This is a genomic window from Rhodanobacter lindaniclasticus (assembly GCF_004799035.1).
In the GTDB taxonomy this organism is placed as follows: Bacteria; Pseudomonadota; Gammaproteobacteria; order Xanthomonadales; family Rhodanobacteraceae; genus Rhodanobacter; species Rhodanobacter lindaniclasticus.
Genome location: NZ_MWIO01000007.1, coordinates 24,623 through 39,147, shown reverse-complemented (window position 1 = coordinate 39,147; position 14,525 = coordinate 24,623). Strand labels below are relative to the sequence as shown.

Sequence of the window (14,525 nt, the reverse complement as noted above, 5' to 3'; positions counted from 1 at the left end):
CATCGCTCCTGACGGAGAAAACCTCATGTCTCTTTACCGTCCTCTCACCCTCGCCGCCGCGATCGCCGTGCTGGGTGGCTGTGCGACGATCCCGCAACCGCTGCAGGGAAACTACGCTACCGTCTCCACCGCCAGCGCCCAGCAAGGCGGCGCCAGCGGCACTGCGGTGCGCTGGGGCGGCGAGATCATCACGACCGAACCGGGTCCGCAGCAGACCTGCTTCTTCGTGCTGTCGCGTCCGCTGGACAGCCAGGCGCGACCACGCCTGGGCAACTCGGGCGAGAACGATGGCCGTTTTGTCGCCTGTCGCGACGGCTTCTACGATCCGGAGGTGTTCACCCGCGGGCGTGAGTTGACCGTCACCGGTACCTTGCACGGCACCGTGACCAAGAAGGTCGGCGAGTACGACTACGCCTATCCGCGGATCGAGGCCAACGTGGTCTACCTGTGGCCCAAGCGCCAGCCGCGCATGGCCTATCCGCCGGGCTATTACGACCCGTTCTGGGGTCCGGGTTTCGGCCCTTACTGGGGCGGCCCGTGGGGCTACCCGTACTGGGGCGGTCCGCGCGTGATCGTGGTGCGTCCGCGCACTCCGCCACCGCCTCCGCCACCGAAGAAGTAACTGAACTGAACATGAAAACGCCGGCCCATCGCCGGCGTTTTCATGTTCCAGCCGATCAGCAAGGGATCAACCCGGCGGCCAATGCAGACGGCGGCCGGCCAGCAAATGCACGTGGATGTGGAAGACGGTCTGGCCACCATCCTCGTTGCAATTGATCACGGTGCGATAACCCTGTTCGGCGAAGCCTTCCTGCTTCGCGTAGTTCGCGGCAGCCAGCAGCAGGTTCCCGAGCAGGGTCGCCTGCTCCGGCGTCGCATCGTTGAGCGTGGCCAGCGACTGCTTGGGGATGAACAGCACGTGCACCGGCGCCTGCGGATTGAGGTCGCGGAATCCCAGCACCTCGTCGTCCTCGTAGACGATGTCGGCGGGGATTTCGCGGCGGACGATCTTGCTGAAAATGGTGTCGCTCATGCTTGGCTCCCTCGATCCGGCCGTTTGACGGCCGCTTTCAGTCCAGTATCTGCCGGCCGCCGAACGCATGCGCCAGCGTGCTGCGGTCGACGTATTCCAGCTCTCCGCCCAGCGGCACGCCATAGGCCAGCCGGGTCGGCCGCACGCCACCGGCGCGCGCGAGCTGCGCCAGGTAGTGCGCGGTCGCGTCGCCCTCCACGGTGGGATTGGTGGCGATGATCAGTTCCTCGATCTCGCCCTCGCCCAGGCGCTGGGTCAGTTTCGCCAGGCCCAGTTCCTCCGGGCCCAGGCCATCCAGCGGCGACAGCCTGCCCATCAGCACGAAGTACTGGCCGCGATAGCCGGTTGCCTGTTCGATCGCCGCCAGCTCGGTCGGTGATTCAACCACGCACAGCACCTGCCGGTCGCGGCTGGAACTGGCGCACAGGGTGCACAGCGGCTGCTCGCTGAAATTGCGGCAGCGCTCGCAGTGGCCGATCTTCTCCATCGCCTCCGCCATCACCCGGGCGAGCCTGGAGCCGCGCTCGCGCTCGCGCTCCAGCAGGTGGAAAGCCATCCGTTGCGCGCTCTTGCCACCCACCCCGGGCAGGCAGCGCAGTGCCTCGATCAGCTCGGCAAGGAGGGGGGAACTGTTCATGGGGCTTCAGGGATCCGGTTGTTCAAATGCATGCGCCGCCTCGTGCCACTCCCGCCGACCCCGAATCCGGATCCCGCCTCAAAACGGCAACTTGAAGCCGGCCGGCAGGTTCATCCCGGCGGTGACGCCGCCGAGCTTGTCCTTGCTGGCCTGGGCGACCTTGTTGACCGCATCGTTCACCGCGGCGGCGACGAGGTCTTCGGCCATCTCGGGATCGTCGGCGAAAGTCTGACGGTCGATCTGCACGCGGCGAACCTCGTGTGCACCGGTCATCACCACGCTGACCAGGCCGCCGCCGGCGCTGCCGGTGACTTCGAGTTTCGCGATTTCCTCCTGCGCGCGCTTCATGTCTTCCTGCATGCGCTGCGCCTGCTGCATCAGCTGACCGATTTGTCCTCTCATCATCTGGCTCCGGGTTCGTTGCCCAAGGGTTTGACGGATTGCGGCACGACGCGGGCACCGAAGTCGCGCTTCAGGCTCTGCACCAGCGGATCGTCCTCGATGGCCTGCTCGGCCGCGCTCTGCGCACTGTCGCGCGCCTTGGCCGCGCGCGCCGCCGGGGTCTGCATGGCGTCGGCCTGGCTTTCGCTGACGAAGCGCAGGCGGATGGTCTCGCCCAGCGCCTGGCTGATGCGATCCTCCATCTGGCTGACCATGGGCTCCACCGCCATGCCCATGTGCGCCGGCTGCAACGCCAGCACCAGGGTCTGGCCGTCGCGCTCGCGCAGCACCGCATTCTGTGCCACCACGCTGAACGGCCCGCGCAGCTGGGCCCGTTCGATCAAGGCCTCCCAGTCCGGTCGGCCACTCGCATCGCGGGCGATCGGCGCTGGCGCCGGGGTCTCCGCAGCGGGCACGCGCGGTGCCGGTGCCGGTGCCAGTGGCGCGGGGGCGCGGGTACTCGCCGACGGTGGCGAGGGTGCACGCGCGGGCGCCCGGCCTGACGCCGCGCGCGGCGGCGTCGCGCGCGCGGCCGGTGGTTCGTCACCGGGGCGGAACGCCAGCATGCGCAGCAAGGCCATCTCGAACCCGGTGCGGGCATCGGGCGCCAGCATGAGGTCACGGCGGCCCGCCACCGCGATCTGGTAGTACAGCTGCACGTCTTCCGGCGCGAGGCGCGCAGCGAGGTCGGCCAGCGCGTCGTCGGCGTCATCCGCTTCCGGCCGATAGCCGGGAATGAGCTGGATCAATTGCAGGCGGTGCAACAGGCCGGCGATGTCGTCGAGCACGCCGCCGAAGTCGGGCGAATAGGAGGCGATCTGCGTGCATTCGACCATCAGCCGTTCACCATCGCCTGCAGCCAGCGCATCGAGCACGCCCAGCACCTGCCCACGCGCCACGCTGCCCAGCATGGTGCGCACGTCGTCGGCATGCAGCGCGCCACCGCCATAGGCGATGGCCTGATCGAGCAGCGACAGGCCATCGCGCAGCGAACCGTCCGCGGCGCGGGCAAGCTCGCCAATCGCGCTGTCCTCGTAGCTGATGTTCTCGGCGCCCAGGATGTGCCGCATCTGGCCGGAGATCTGTTCCGGCAGCAAGCGCTTGAGGTTGAACTTCAGGCAGCGCGACAACACCGTCACCGGCAGCTTCTGCGGATCGGTGGTGGCGAGCAGGAACTTCACGTGCGGCGGTGGTTCCTCCAGCGTCTTCAGGAGCGCGTTGAACGCACTCTTGGACAGCATGTGCACCTCGTCGACCAGGTACACCTTGAAGCGGCCGCGCGATGGCGCGTACTGCGCGTTCTCGATCACCTCGCGGACGTCGTCGACACCGGTGTTGCTGGCCGCGTCGATCTCCAGCAGGTCGACGAAGCGACCTTCGTCCACCGCCGTGCACACCGAACACTCACCGCACGGATCAGCCGACTGCCCACGCTCACAGTTCAGCGACTTGGCGAAGATGCGCGCAATGGTGGTCTTGCCGACGCCACGGGTGCCGGTGAACAGGTAGGCGTGGTGCATGCGCCCGGTGTCGAGCGCGTTGGTGAGTGCGCGCACCACGTGTTCCTGCCCCACCAGCTCGGAGAACTTGCGTGGGCGCCACTTGCGGGCGAGTACCTGATAGGACATGACTGCCAACGTGGGGACAAAGGTCGATTGTGCCAAGTCGGCGCACGCAAGTCAGCAAACGTCCGGCCCGAAATGGTGGCGGCCCCGCCAGCCACACCCCGGCACCCGAGTCATTCGCTACCGTTGCTTCCTTCCGGACCTGGCGGAGTTTGCGAACTATCGTCGCGGGGGGACCGACGGGGCCACCATGGACGTTGCACGGCGCTGGCCGTGACTCACTTCACTCAATTGGCGGAGAGGGCGGGATTCGAACCCGCGATACGGGGATAAGCCGTATACACACTTTCCAGGCGTGCTCCTTCAACCACTCGGACACCTCTCCGCAACAAACCCTTCACCGCCATCCCGCATCGGGCGGGATTGTTCGGCCCTTCCTGGGCCTCACCCCTCGCTGCGCGAGGGGCCAGCCTGGCGGCTGTCCAAATTCGTTCCCGACGAATTTGTCGAACCCGCGATACGGGGATAAGCCGTATACACACTTTCCAGGCGTGCTCCTTCAACCACTCGGACACCTCTCCACTTCTTCGAAGCAACCCGGCAAGGACGCCCGGATCTTCCTCGTGGGGCATCCCGCCCGACAAAGAAGCGGAAGGATAGCCGCAGGCCCGGATGCAGGCAAGCAAATCGAACGGGAATCAGCCGGCGTCGACGCGCGGCGCGGCCGGCGCCAGCAACGCGACGCGCTGCCCCGGCATGGCGACGCGAAACCCGCGTGCCGCCAGCGCATCGCCATCGGCCACGCTGCCGTAATGGTAGAGAAGCAGCTGTCGCTGCAATGCCTCGGGGTATTCGCGCGCGACGTCGTCGATGCCGGTGTGCGACGGATTGCCGACCAGGCCGCAATCGTGGGCGACCAGCGCCGCGCCACCGGCGTGTCGCGCCAGCACTTCCGGGATCGGCCGGGTGTCGCCGGTGTAGACGAAACTGCCATCCAGCGCCAGGCCGTACGAGGTGCCCGGCACGTGATGGCGGGTGGCGAACACGTCGAACCAGCAGCCATCCAGCCAGAAGCCGCGGCTGCACGGCACCAGCTGAAACGCTTCCCAGAAGTTGACTCCGCCTTCGGCCAGCGCACCGGGGTAATCGGCCACCCGCGTCTGCAACCAGGGCACCAGCGCGGCGTGGGTGAACAGGCGCATCCGCCCACGCCGCACGGGATCGAACCAGAGCCGGATGAACAACTGTTCCAGCTCCGCGACATGATCCATGTGGGTGTGCGTGATGAATACCGCGTCCGGCAGCGTGCCGTAGCTCGCCGTATAGCGATCGAGCGTGCCCGGTCCGCAGTCGATCAGCAGCATCGGCTCGCCCGCGCGCTCGAGGACGGCGGCAGAGGCGCCCAGCGCCGTCGCATGCGCGGCGCCCACGCCGAGAAAGTGCAGATGCCAGTTCATGCCGTCAGTGCGCGCTCGTGGCCATGCAGCAGAGGCTGCCAGATTTCGCGTTCGAACGCCTGCTCGCCGGCGGCGGCAGCACCGAGCTTGAGCAACGACCTGCGCAGACGCTGCAGATTCGCCCGGCGCCAACCAGGCGCGGGCGCACGCTGACGACCGCGGTCGAAGTCGATCAGATGCAGTCCGGCAGTCGAGACCAGGACGTTGTGCGCATTCAGGTCGGCATGCCAGATGCCGGCCCGATGGAAACGCCCGACCACCGCCCCGACCTCGGCCGCAAGCTCGCTGTCGAGGTCACCGCCGGCCAGGCACTCGGCGAGCGTCCGCGCGCCGGCGATGCGATGCGTGATGAGGTCGGCGCGATACAGCAGGCCCTGGCGGTGATAACGCGCAGCCACGGCGCGCGGTCCGGGCAAACCCAGCCGCGCGATCTCGACCAGCAGCCGGAACTCCAGGAAGGGCCGGCTGCGCTGCGCCCCCAGCCACAGATAGCGATCGCCCAGCAGCGTCTGTACCAGCCCGCCGCGACGATAGTGGCGCAGCACGCACTCGCCGAGCGGGCTCGCAATGATCGCCACCCCGCCGCGCCCGCCAGCCTGCATGCGCAAGGCACCGCGCCCGCGCCAGTAATCCGGCGCAAACCAGTCGTTGTCGACTTGTGACGATACGGCGGCGTCACACAGAATCGCGCCGCGGGCGTCTTGCTGGATGCGTTCGGGCATCATGATGCCTTGTGACCGGACGCCGATTCTAACCCACACGCCTGCCCAGCCTTCCGCAGGCCCGGGCCAACGACCATCGCGATGAATGCACCTTCCTCGATCTGCCTGCTGCGTACCTCCGCCATCGGCGATGTCACCCATGTCGTGCCACTGGTGCGCACGTTGCAACAGGCGTGGCCGCAGACCGCGCTGACATGGATCGTCGGCAAGCTCGAACGCAAACTGGTGGGCGACCTGCCCGGCGTGGAGTTCGTCACCTTCGACAAGGCCGCTGGCTGGGCCGGCTTGCGCGCGGTGCGCGCGGCCCTTGCCGGGCGACGCTTCGACGCCCTGCTGCAGATGCAGGTAGCGATGCGCTCGAACCTGCTGAGCCTGGCCGTGAAGGCGGATCGGCGCATCGGTTACGACCGCGCCCGTGCGAAAGACCTGCACGGCCTGGTCATCAACGAGCGCATCCCCGCGCGCAACGGCGAACACGTGCTCGACGCGATCGGCAGCTTCTGCGAACCGCTGGGCCTGAAACAGACGCAGGTGCGCTGGGACATCCCGATTCCCGATGAGGCGCACGCCTGGGCCGCCGGGCAACTGCCCGGCGACACGCCCACCGTGCTGGTCAGCCCGGCCTCCAGCCATGCCTTGCGCAACTGGCGGCCGGAGCGCTACGCGGCGGTGATGGATCATGCCGCCTCCCGCGGCTGGCGGGTGGCCTTGATCGGCGGACCGTCCGCATCGGAGCGTGCCATGGCCGACGCGGTGCTGGTCGCCTGCCGGCATGCGCCGCTCGACCTCACCGGCAAGGACACCCTGAAGAAACTGCTGGCCCTGCTCGCCCGCGCACAGCTGCTGCTCGGCCCGGATTCCGGCCCGATGCACATGGCCAACAGCGTCGGCACCCGCGTGCTCGGCCTGCATGCCGCCAGCAACCCGGACCGCTCCGGCCCCTACTCCGATCGACGCTGGTGCGTGAACAAATACGACGAAGCCGCGCGCAAATACCTGGGCCGACCGGCAACGGAGATTCCGTGGGGCAGCAAGATCGAACGTCCTGGCGTGATGGACCTGATCGACGTGGATGCGGTGGTCGAGCGTTACGAGGCGGCCGCGCGCGACCTCGGCCTGGCCTGATCCCCGCGCGTCGACGCGTCAGCCCTTGCCGCTGCGCACGCGCAAGCCCGGTCGCTGTCGTGCCAGCTTGCGCAGCAGGTCGGCGAAGGCATGCAGGTCATCGTGCCAGGGCGAGGCGTCGCGCCAGTACAGCGCGATTTCGCGACCGCCCGCCGAACCCTTGAGCCGCGCCAGCACGATCCCCGGCATCGAGGCGAGCCGCTCGTGCGCCAGCGCCGGCACCAAGGCATAACCTCCGCGCAGGCTGACCAGTGCGGCGAGGCTTTCCAGACTGACGTCCTGCACGTGGCCGCGCTCGCTGCCGTCGAGGCCATCGGCATGGCTTTCCGCCATCAGGATCGCCTCGGCCTGGTCCAGTTGTTCCAGCGCAATGGATGGTCGACCGGCCAGCGGATGATCGGCGCGCAGCATCAGCTCCCACGGTTCGAAGAACAGCGCCCGCGAAGCGATCCCGCTGACGGCCGGTGCCGACGGCGCAAGCACCGCGTCCAGTTCGCCCTCGTGCAGCCTGCGCAACAACCCGCGCGGCTTGCCCTCGGAAATGCCCAGCCGGGCACCGGGGAAATGCTGCGGAAACGGCGCAATCAGATGCGGCAGCAGATACGGCCCCAGCGACGCCGGCAAGCCCAGCCGCAACGCGCCGCCGAAAGCCACCTCGCCGGCGCGGGCGACCTGCTGCAGGTGCTCGGCCGCCACCAGCACCGCATCGATCTGCTGCAACAGGCGCTGGCCGCCGGCGGTCACCACCACCCGCCGCCCGCCACGTTCGAACAGCGGCGCACCGAGCGCCTGCTCCACCTTCTGCACCTGGTGGGACAAGCCGGACGGACTGATGTGCATCGCGCGCGCGGCACTGTTGAAACTGCCGTGCCGATGCACCGCCTGCACCAGCGCGAGGTCGCGCAGCGAGACGGCGGCGAGGTGGGTCGAAATCATCGAACGCTGCATGTCGTCAAAGGCGTTTGTCTGTGGTCGTCAAGGCGGGCATCCTTCAGAGCGCCGCGTGATCCCCCCGGCGTCGCACGCAGTCTAACCGCCGCGGCAGCCCTTCATGCGCCTGCACCGCAGCCTTGCGCAACGCCGGGATGCGGCGTTTGAGCGATAATTCCCTTTTTGCCGGATCGGTCGACCCGTTTCGGCACGCTTGTCAGTCGTCCCAGCCGCAGGATTCAGCCAGGAGCAGCACCATGAAAGACACTTTCGCCACCCGCGACACGCTCGAAGTCAACGGCAGGAAATACGCCTATGCCAGCCTCGCCAAACTGGGCGAGCGCTTCGACCTGAAGCGACTGCCCTACTCGATGAAGATCCTGCTGGAGAACCTGCTGCGCCACGAGGACGGCGTGGACGTGACCTCCCGCGAAATCGAGGCGGTGGCCACCTGGGATGCCGCCAGGGAGCCGGACACCGAGATCGCCTTCATGCCGGCGCGCGTGCTGCTGCAGGATTTCACCGGCGTGCCATGCGTGGTCGACCTGGCTGCCATGCGCGACGCGATGAAGGCGCTGGGCGGTGATCCCACCCTGATCAACCCGCTGTCGCCGGCCGAGCTGGTGATCGACCACTCGGTGCAGGTGGATGTCTTCGGCAGCGAGGATGCGCTGGAGAAGAACGTCGCAATCGAGTTCGACCGCAACCAGGCGCGCTACAGCTTCCTGCGCTGGGGCCAGAAGGCGCTGAGCAACTTCAAGGTGGTGCCGCCGCGCACCGGCATCGTCCACCAGGTGAACCTGGAATACCTGGCGCGGGTGGTGATGCACACCGAGATCGACGGCCAGGCCTGGGCCTATCCCGACACCCTGTTCGGCACCGATTCGCACACCACCATGGTCAACGGCCTGGGCGTGCTGGGCTGGGGCGTGGGCGGCATCGAGGCCGAGGCCGCGATGCTGGGCCAGCCTTCTTCCATGCTGATCCCGCAGGTGGTCGGCTTAAAGCTGTCCGGCCGCCTGCCCGAGGGCGCCACCGCCACCGACCTGGTGCTGACCGTGACGCAGATGCTGCGCAAGCAGGGCGTGGTCGGCAAGTTCGTGGAGTTCTTCGGCCCGGGCCTGCAGCACCTCGCGCTGGCCGACCGCGCCACCATCGGCAACATGGCACCGGAATACGGCGCCACCTGCGGCATCTTCCCGGTCGACCAGGAGTCGTTGAACTACCTGCGCCTGTCCGGCCGCAGCGACGAACAGATCCAGTTGGTGGAGGCGTACGCCAAGGCCCAGGGCCTGTGGCATGACGCCAACAGCCCGGAGCCGGCGTTCTCCGCCGTGCTCGAACTCGACCTCGCCGACGTGAAGCCGTCGATGGCCGGCCCCAAGCGCCCGCAGGATCGCGTGCTGCTGACCGACGTGCAGAAGAACTTCCACGAAGTGGTGGGCCCGCTCACCGCGAATCGGCGCAAGGGCAACGGCGACGTCGACCGTTTCGCCAACGAGGGCGGTGCCAGCGCGATCGGCAATCCGTCCAACGCGATCGGCGAGACCGGCGTGCTGGTGGAACACAACGGCCAGAGCTTCCGCATCGGCGACGGTTCGGTGGTGATCGCCGCGATCACCTCGTGCACCAACACCTCCAACCCGGCGGTGATGCTGGCGGCCGGTCTGGTCGCCAAGAAGGCGGCTGCCCGCGGCCTGAAGGCGAAGCCGTGGGTGAAGACCTCGCTGGCCCCCGGCTCCAAGGTGGTGACGGATTACCTGGAGCAGACCGGTTTGCTGAGCGAGCTGGAGAAGACCGGCTTCTACCTGGTCGGCTACGGCTGCACCACCTGCATCGGCAACTCCGGCCCGCTGCCGGTCGAGGTCAGCAAGGGCATCGCTGACGGCGACCTGGCGGTGGCCGCCGTGCTCTCGGGCAACCGCAACTTCGAAGGCCGCGTGCACGCCGAAGTGAAGATGAACTACCTGGCCTCGCCGCCGCTGGTGGTCGCCTATGCGCTGGCCGGTTCGCTGGACGTGAATCTCTCCACCGACTCGCTGGGCAAGGATGCGCAGGGCAAGGACGTGTTCCTCAAGGACATCTGGCCGAGCAACAAGGAAATCAGCGACCTGATGGCCAGCGCGGTCACCTCGGAGATGTTCAAGAAGAACTACGCCGACGTGTTCAAGGGCGACGAACGCTGGAACGCGATCGCCTCGCCGGACGGCGCGCTGTACGCCTGGGACGAAGCCTCCACCTACATCAAGAACCCGCCCTACTTCGAAGGCATGACGATGGAGCTTGGCACGGTCGAGGACATCCACGCCGCGCGCTGCCTGGGCCTGTTCGGCGACTCGATCACCACCGACCACATCTCCCCGGCCGGTTCGATCAAGAAGGATTCGCCCGCCGGTCGCTTCCTGATCTCGCGCGGCGTGCAGCCGATCGACTTCAACTCCTACGGCTCGCGCCGAGGCAACGACGACGTGATGGTGCGCGGCACTTTCGCCAATATCCGCATCAAGAACCAGATGCTGGACGGCGTGGAAGGCGGCTTCACCCGCCACATCCCCAGCGGCGAACAGCTGGCGATCTATGACGCGGCGATGAAGTACAAGGAAACCGGCACGCCGCTGGTGGTGATCGCCGGCAAGGAATACGGCACCGGTTCCTCGCGTGACTGGGCGGCCAAGGGCACCCTGCTGCTGGGCGTCAAGGCCGTGATCACCGAGAGCTTCGAGCGCATCCACCGCTCCAACCTGGTCGGCATGGGCGTGCTGCCGCTGCAGTTCAAGGCCGGCGAGAGCGCCAAGTCGCTGGGCCTGACCGGTCGCGAGAGCTTCGACATCACCGGCCTGGACAACGGCAACGCGAAGGAAGCCACGGTCACCGCCACCGCCGAGGACGGCAGCAAGAAGCAGTTCAGCGTGCACGTGATGCTGCTCACGCCGAAGGAGCGCGAGTTCTTCCGCCACGGCGGCATCCTGCAGTACGTGCTGCGTCAGCTGGCCGGCCGCAAGGCCGCCTGATCCGGCGACACCGCGACAAGAAAACGCCCCGCTGGCCGGGGCGTTTTCTTTTTCGCATACCGTGACGTCGCTGGCACGGCAGCGGCTAGATCGAGCGCTCCCAGCTCGCGGTGTAGCAGCGCCAGTCGCCGCCTTCCTTGCGCCAGCCGGAAGTCACCCGATAGACCCCCAGTCGATCGGGCAGCAGGCGTCCGCCGCTGCTCAGGGTGACCGTGAAGGTCGCCACCATGCGCTCACCACGCGGCTCGACGGAAACCGGCCCGAGCAAGACTCCGACACTCTCGCCACGAAGCTTCAGCAGGCCCACCATCGCCATCAACCGACGCCGGTCCATTTCGCCCGCATTGCCGTCGAAGTCCTCGCTCAACGACTCACCCACACCGCTGGCCGAACCGGCTTCCGCCGCCTGCGCCGTGGCCGTGATCGCAGCACGTATGCGCTCCTCGTCCGGCGTGCGGTGACAGGCAGCAAGCATCACTACGCACGCCAGCAGCGCAGCCGAAAGCAGGAAAATTTTTCGTGATCCGTTCATCGACGGAACTCCATGGCACGCGGCTTGCCGCTGTACGCGGGCGTATGTTCCAATGATCTGGCGCATGGGCCATCATGGATGCGTTCGACATCCAGATTCCACCCATTGACGGCATCAGCATCGAACCACACGGGGAACCCAAGAGCATGAGCAACGAACGTCCCTGGCTGGAACACTATCCGGCCGGCGTGCCCGGTCAGATCGACGTCAACCAGTACGCCTCGGTCCCCGCCGTACTCGAGGAGGCGTTTACCCGTTTCCGTGACCGCCCGGCCTTTGCCAACTTCGGCCGCCAGCTCAGTTACGGACAGATCGACGAGATGAGCCGCCAGTTCGCCGGCTACCTCACCGGCGTGCTCAAGCTGGGCAAGGGCGATCGCATCGCGATCATGCTGCCCAACGTGCTGCAGTATCCGATCGCCCTGTTCGGTGCCCTGCGCGCCGGGCTGGTGGTGGTCAACACCAACCCGATGTACACGGCCCGCGAGCTGAAGCACCAGCTGGAGGATTCCGGCGCCCAGGCCATCGTGGTGCTGGACAATTTCGCGGCCACCCTGCAGCAGGTGGCGGCACAGACGCAGGTCAAGCACATCGTCACCACCGGCATCGGCGACCTGCTCGGTTTCCCCAAGGGCACGCTGGTCAACTTCGTGCTCAAGCACGTCAAGAAGATGGTGCCGGCGTTCCACCTGCCGCAGGCCGTACGTTTCCGCGACGCGTTGGCGCAGGGCGCGGCGCACCCGCTGCAGCCGGTCACGATGGGCCACGACGACATCGCCTTCCTGCAGTACACCGGCGGCACCACCGGCGTGGCCAAGGGCGCGATGCTGACCCACGGCAACATGATCGCCAACATGCTGCAGGCGGCTGCCTGGATCGGGACCGAACTGGTCAAGCCCGGCGAGGAAGTGATCATCACCGCGCTGCCGCTGTACCACATCTTTTCGCTGACGGCGAACGGCCTGGTGTTTGCCCGCCTCGGCGGACTCAACTGGCTGATCACCAACCCGCGCGACATGCCCGGCTTCGTCAAGGAACTGAAGGCCTCGGGTTTCACTGCGATCACCGGCGTCAACACCTTGTTCAACGGGCTGCTCAACACGCCCGGTTTCGCCGAGCTGGATTTCTCGCGCCTGCACCTGACCCTGGGCGGCGGCATGGCCGTGCAGCGCAAGGTGGCCGAGCGCTGGAAACAGGCCACCGGCTGCACCCTCGCCGAGGCCTACGGGCTCACCGAAACCTCGCCGGCGGTCTGCATCAATCCGCTGGACCTGGAGGAGTACAACGGCTCGATCGGCCTGCCCGTGCCGTCCACCAACGTGGCGATCTGGTCGGAGGACGGCAAGCCGCTGCCGGTCGGCGAAGTCGGCGAACTCATGGTGCAGGGCCCGCAAGTGATGAAGGGCTACTGGAACCGCCCGGACGAGACCGCCAAGGTGCTCGGCGCCGACGGCTGGCTGCACACCGGCGACATCGCGAAGATGGACGAGAACGGCTACTTCTACATTGTCGACCGCAAGAAGGACATGATCCTGGTCTCCGGTTTCAACGTGTATCCGAACGAGGTCGAGGACGCGGTGATGGCGCACCCGGGCGTGCTGGAAGTGGCCGCGGTCGGCATGCCCGACGAACACTCCGGCGAAGTGGTGAAGCTGTTCGTGGTGCGCAAGGACCCGAACCTCACCGAGGAGGCGCTCAAGCAGTTCTGCCGCGAGAACCTGACCGGCTACAAGCGGCCCAAGCTGATCGAATTCCGCGACAGCCTGCCCAAGAGCAACGTGGGCAAGATCCTGCGGCGCGAGTTGCGTGACGAGAAGAAACCCGCGGCCTGACCGGTTCCAGGTATCCACCTGCAAAAACGCCCGCAAATGCGGGCGTTTTCATGCGGGCGCGGCGGAACCGGCTCAGCCGTCCTTCCAGTACTCCAGGATATCGGCGTAACCGCCCAGCAGGTTCCACAGCGGCACCTGCTTGTCCTCGGGGATGCGGCTGTAGGAAAAGCCGATGTGGTGATCGGAGATGCGCGCGACCGTCGCCTCCAGGTGGATGTGCAGGTTGTGCCCGAAGATCATGTCCAGCACCCAGCTCTGGCCCGCCTCCCCGGTCCAGCCCAGCGGGCGGCGCAGCAGCGCGCCGGTCGCCGAAATGTCCACCAGCTCGGTGGGGTGCGACTCGCCGTGCCGGCTGATCAGCACCGTCGTCTCGATCTGCATGCGAGCCGGCCGCAACTTCTCCGGCTCGCCACGATCATTTCCCTGTTTGTCGATCGCCATCAGCTGTTACCGCCTGTCTGCATGTGTCTGCCCAGGGCAGGAGCGCGCCCGTATTGTCCGGAGACCGCGCCGGCCCCTCGCCTGGATTCGGTGTGCCGGTGTCCATAGGTTTAAAGCAATTGCCGTGCCACCAAGCTCATGTTTCTCCGGGCCCGCCACCACGCCGTTTGCGATCGACAAACTGCACGGCTGAGGGTCCCGGCCGGGCATTTCCCCGCCATCCGGCGACATCTCCTCCCGGACGGCGTCGTCAGCTGCTTTCGTGTTTGCCCCGCAGCGTCACATTGGGTCACGCGCCGCCACCGACACCCTACGCCCTCCGCAGGACTCCCTATTCTGCCTGTTGCGGGCGCGGACATGAACCCCAGGGGCCACTTTCGACCGGCTCCGTCGACTGGACTTGTGTCCGGCTTGCCATTACCCTGTGACCACGCGTGGATCCAAGGAACCTGCTTGCTGCCGACTCTTCGGCGCTCCAGGGTAGTCCACCGAAGTGCCCAGACTGACCGGCAAAAAGCCAGCGGCGCCGAAGTTGTTCGCCAGTTGGCTTGCGTTGTTGTCGTGGCCGACGACCCGCAACAGAAGCGCAACGGTCGCTGACGACCCGCCTGACCGAACCACGATGCGTGGATTCATCATGCCGGGCGGGACGATGGCGCCGACCACCGCGCCTCGGTTTTTGAGTTGCACAGAAACGTGATACCGGGAACGCCGCCCAACGACGCGTTCGAGCGCGGATACATTCCGGGCGCGAAGCAGCACGTTGTGCCTGCACACGAACAAGTTTGAACATGCGCAA

General features: G+C 67.0%; 13 protein-coding genes, 1 tRNA gene and 1 other RNA gene. 4 read left to right on the top strand and 11 right to left on the bottom strand.

Annotated features, from left to right (window positions below):
• Window positions 1-25 precede the first annotated feature (25 nt).
• Window positions 26-622 (top strand): Slp family lipoprotein, encoded by a 597-nt coding sequence (locus B1991_RS02110; protein ID WP_136257056.1) that lies wholly within the window; start codon window positions 26-28, stop codon window positions 620-622.
• Window positions 623-688: 66 nt separating this feature from the next.
• Here the strand turns inward: B1991_RS02110 and B1991_RS02105 are convergent, their stop codons facing one another.
• From B1991_RS02105 to B1991_RS02070, 8 genes are all read right to left on the bottom strand, one after another.
• The gene (locus B1991_RS02105) at window positions 689-1,033 is read right to left on the bottom strand and encodes a histidine triad nucleotide-binding protein (protein ID WP_136257055.1); all 345 of its coding nucleotides are present in this window, start codon (window positions 1,031-1,033) and stop codon (window positions 689-691) included.
• A gap of 37 nt (window positions 1,034-1,070) precedes the next feature.
• Window positions 1,071-1,670, bottom strand: coding sequence for a recombination mediator RecR (gene recR, locus B1991_RS02100; RefSeq protein ID WP_136257054.1), 600 nt, complete (start codon window positions 1,668-1,670; stop codon window positions 1,071-1,073).
• Between the two features lie 78 nt (window positions 1,671-1,748).
• Window positions 1,749-2,072 (bottom strand): YbaB/EbfC family nucleoid-associated protein, encoded by a 324-nt coding sequence (locus B1991_RS02095; RefSeq protein ID WP_136257053.1) that lies wholly within the window; start codon window positions 2,070-2,072, stop codon window positions 1,749-1,751.
• Window positions 2,072-3,739: a DNA polymerase III subunit gamma/tau gene (dnaX, locus tag B1991_RS02090; protein WP_136257052.1), complete on the bottom strand. Its 1,668-nt coding sequence runs from the start codon at window positions 3,737-3,739 to the stop codon at window positions 2,072-2,074. The genes B1991_RS02095 and dnaX overlap by 1 nt, the downstream gene beginning before the upstream one ends.
• 82 nt (window positions 3,740-3,821) lie before the next feature.
• An RNA gene (ffs, locus tag B1991_RS02085) (signal recognition particle sRNA small type) lies at window positions 3,822-3,918 on the bottom strand.
• A gap of 50 nt (window positions 3,919-3,968) precedes the next feature.
• Window positions 3,969-4,061: transfer RNA gene (locus tag B1991_RS02080), tRNA-Ser, on the bottom strand.
• Between the two features lie 313 nt (window positions 4,062-4,374).
• Window positions 4,375-5,133: an MBL fold metallo-hydrolase gene (locus B1991_RS02075; protein ID WP_136257051.1), complete on the bottom strand. Its 759-nt coding sequence runs from the start codon at window positions 5,131-5,133 to the stop codon at window positions 4,375-4,377.
• Window positions 5,130-5,861: a 3-deoxy-D-manno-octulosonic acid kinase gene (locus tag B1991_RS02070; RefSeq protein ID WP_136257082.1), complete on the bottom strand. Its 732-nt coding sequence runs from the start codon at window positions 5,859-5,861 to the stop codon at window positions 5,130-5,132. Before B1991_RS02070 ends, B1991_RS02075 begins: the two co-directional genes overlap by 4 nt.
• 75 nt (window positions 5,862-5,936) lie before the next feature.
• Between B1991_RS02070 and B1991_RS02065 the strand changes: the two genes are divergently transcribed.
• Complete coding sequence (locus tag B1991_RS02065) at window positions 5,937-6,980, top strand: glycosyltransferase family 9 protein (RefSeq protein WP_136257050.1); 1,044 nt, start codon at window positions 5,937-5,939, stop codon at window positions 6,978-6,980.
• 18 nt (window positions 6,981-6,998) lie between these two features.
• Here the strand turns inward: B1991_RS02065 and B1991_RS02060 are convergent, their stop codons facing one another.
• Window positions 6,999-7,928, bottom strand: a complete 930-nt coding sequence (locus B1991_RS02060; RefSeq protein WP_136257049.1) for a LysR family transcriptional regulator — start codon at window positions 7,926-7,928, stop codon at window positions 6,999-7,001.
• Window positions 7,929-8,167: 239 nt separating this feature from the next.
• Here B1991_RS02060 and acnA point away from each other — a divergent pair, with 239 nt between their 5' ends.
• Entirely contained in the window at window positions 8,168-10,921 is a 2,754-nt protein-coding gene (gene acnA, locus B1991_RS02055) for an aconitate hydratase AcnA (RefSeq protein ID WP_136257048.1), read from the top strand.
• Between the two features lie 85 nt (window positions 10,922-11,006).
• On the opposite strand, the gene B1991_RS02050 is transcribed toward acnA, so the two are convergent.
• Window positions 11,007-11,519: a hypothetical protein gene (locus B1991_RS02050; RefSeq protein ID WP_342773758.1), complete on the bottom strand. Its 513-nt coding sequence runs from the start codon at window positions 11,517-11,519 to the stop codon at window positions 11,007-11,009.
• Between the two features lie 80 nt (window positions 11,520-11,599).
• Between B1991_RS02050 and B1991_RS02045 the strand changes: the two genes are divergently transcribed.
• The gene (locus B1991_RS02045) at window positions 11,600-13,285 is read left to right on the top strand and encodes a long-chain-fatty-acid--CoA ligase (protein WP_136257047.1); all 1,686 of its coding nucleotides are present in this window, start codon (window positions 11,600-11,602) and stop codon (window positions 13,283-13,285) included.
• Window positions 13,286-13,357: 72 nt separating this feature from the next.
• Here the strand turns inward: B1991_RS02045 and B1991_RS02040 are convergent, their stop codons facing one another.
• The gene (locus tag B1991_RS02040) at window positions 13,358-13,726 is read right to left on the bottom strand and encodes a PilZ domain-containing protein (protein WP_136257046.1); all 369 of its coding nucleotides are present in this window, start codon (window positions 13,724-13,726) and stop codon (window positions 13,358-13,360) included.
• Between the last annotated feature and the right edge of the window lie 799 nt (window positions 13,727-14,525).